This window comes from uncultured Lamprocystis sp. (assembly GCF_903933125.1).
In the GTDB taxonomy this organism is placed as follows: Bacteria; Pseudomonadota; Gammaproteobacteria; order Chromatiales; family Chromatiaceae; genus Thiodictyon.
The window spans coordinates 1-2,591 of the sequence record NZ_CAIZIZ010000584.1 but is presented as its reverse complement, the minus strand read 5'-3'; the positions used below and the strand labels follow the sequence as shown (position 1 = coordinate 2,591).

The window sequence follows — 2,591 nt, the reverse complement described above, 5'->3', positions numbered from 1 at the left end:
TCACACCGGACCGTTACCAGTCCCGCATGTGCTCCTAGGCTACGACGGGAGAAACCGTCGGTTCTATCAGGCCGCCTCCTAGCGACTTCTTGTAGAACATTCACTTACGCGACTTCGTGTCGCACAACGACGATCAAGGCCCATTCCGATTATCCCTGATTGACCCGCGGATCATCCACGAACACCTCCGCCAGCGTGCGAGCATCGAAGACACGTTCACTCCAGGCCATGAGTCGTTCGACATCGGCATCGTCCAGCCGGGCGAGTGCATCCGGCGGCAGCGACCCGAAGCGCCTTTCTAGCAAGCCCCGCAGCAGGCGGGCGCTGCCGCGCACCTCGCCGCGAGCCTCGCCGAGTTCGATACCGCGACGTTCGACAAAACTGACATATGGCATCTGTAAACCCTCCTCGATTCGGAAAACCTCATTGGTATATTGCAGTTCCAGGTCATCCGGCAAGCGCAGGATCCAATCGATAAACCGGTATAGATCGATGATCTGCTGCCGCGTCAGGCCGCGCTCGTATAACCGCCGGGTCAAAAAGAGCTTGCGCGCATAGCGCGCCTGGTCGTCACCGCGCGTTGCCTGGGCCGCCAGATGCGCGAGGACCACGGTCGCGAACGGATTCTCGTCCGTCTCCAGTTCGGCCTGACGTGCGGCATAGTCAAGCAACTTGACACTGGGAAAGCTGATCCCCAAGCGGCTGCCCCAGCGCCCGACCGCAAACCCGTCGGGACGCCAGCCATGTACCGTATCGGCCAGGACCGCCAGGCTGACGATCTCCCGATCGTAGCGGTCGTAGAGCCGGTAGGCGTAGACGAACATGCGCTTCGCAAAGGCCAGGTCCCGCTGGCCTTGGACCTCAATGTGGACCAACAGCCATTCCTCGCTGCCGTCCAGGAGTCGGACCTTGATCAACTTGTCCGCAAAGCGCCGCCCGAGTTCAGCGTCCCGCACGGCCTGGGCCAGTTCCTTATCGAGGGTTTCAAAGCCGCGCGACCAGTCGATCTCAGCCGCGGCCTGGGGGAAAAGAAGGCCATGAAGTCCGGGAAGTACCCGCCTAGGATGTCCTTCCAGGGGCTGTCGAAATCGTCGGACATGGGGCGGGCCGGGCAGCGGGGTGGTGACGTCAATCTAGGGCGTTTGCGGGTCGCCAGTCAACAGCGGGGCCTTGACCATCGTCCGAGGCGCGCGGCGCCTGACACAGGCGTGCCACCGCCGAAGCGGTGGCACGAGAACGCGAAACGGCTATGCCGCCTCCCGCCCATCCACCTGTTTCAATCGACACTCCGCCGCCAGCCGCCGCAGGAATTGCTCCGGCGTCAGGGTCTCCCCGAGCAGGCTGCGCTGGCGGCAGACGTTGGCGAAGTCGCCCGCGGTCACTCCCTGGAGCGTCTCCAAATAGCGCGCCAGGTCCGGTGCGACCGCCGCGGCGGTATCGCCCAGCGCTTCGCGCGCGAAGAGCGCGAGTCGTTGCGCCGGGTTCAATGCCCGGAAATTGAGCTTGAAGTCGAAGCGCCGCAAAGCCGCCGCATCAATGCCCGCCATCAGATTGGTCGCGGCAATGAAGATGCCGGGATAGCGCTCCATCTGCTGCAACAGCTCATTGACCTGGGTGCGCTCCCAACTGTGCCGAGCCGCCCGCCGGTCGGCGAGGAAGCTGTCGACCTCATCGAGTAACAGGACCGAATGCGCCGGGTCGCACTCGCGGAACAACCGCGCCAGGTTCTGCTCGGTCTGCCCGACATAGGGCGAGATCAAGTCCGACGCCTGGCGCGCCACCAGTTCGCGGTCCAGGGCCTCGGCCAGGACCTCGGCGAAGGCGGTCTTGCCGGTGCCGGGCGGGCCATAGAAGCACAGGCTGCCGCGGCCCTGCGCGGCCAGGGCGCGGGCGATGGCGCTCGGGCTGATCCCGCTGGCCAGGTTGAGAAAGGACACGTCGAAGCGGGTCGCCGGGGTGCGCTGCCGGGGTCTGGGTGCCCCATAGAGCAGGGTGCGCACCGCGGCCACCCCGGCGCGCACCGTCTGCTCGGCCGGGGCTTGCGGGTGCAGGTCCAGCAGGCGTCGGGCCGCGCCGAATTGGGCCGGGGCCAGCACGGCGTCGGCGGCCAGTTCATCGAGCAGGGCCGACGGCAGGTCGCGGTCGCCCAGATGGCGCTCGACCATCCGGCGGCGCACCGAGCGCGGCGGGGTGACGAAGGCGACCGGCAGCAGGAAGCGCCGCAGAAAGGCCGGGTCCATGCGGTCGGCGTCGTTGGTGATCCAGATCGCCGGCACCGGATTCTCCTCCAGGATGCGGTTCATCCAGCCTTTCTGGCGGCCGGTGGCCCGCTGACCGCGCAGCAGCGCGACCAGGTCGTCACTGGCGCCGAACACGTCTTCGACCTCGTCGAACAGCAACACCGCATCGCGCCGCCGGGCGAGCATACGCTGGGCCAGCAGATAGGCCGCCAGCCGACCCGTGCGCGCCAGTCCGTCGCCGTCCTCATCGGCGCTGCGCACCTGGTAGGCGCGCAGCCCGCTGGCCGCGGCCAGGGCCCGCGCCAGTTCGGTCTTGCCGGTGCCGGGCGGCCCATAGAAGAGCGCATTGAC

Annotated in this window: 2 protein-coding genes; both read right to left on the bottom strand. The window is 66.8% G+C overall.

The window, feature by feature from the left end; all coding sequences use genetic code 11:
• Window positions 1-149 precede the first annotated feature (149 nt).
• Entirely contained in the window at window positions 150-956 is an 807-nt protein-coding gene (locus tag QZY03_RS31645) for a cytosolic protein (RefSeq protein WP_295588390.1), read from the bottom strand.
• Window positions 957-1,247: 291 nt separating this feature from the next.
• On the bottom strand, window positions 1,248-2,591 hold a 1,344-nt coding region (locus QZY03_RS31640), incomplete at its 5' end, for an ATP-binding protein (RefSeq protein ID WP_295588387.1).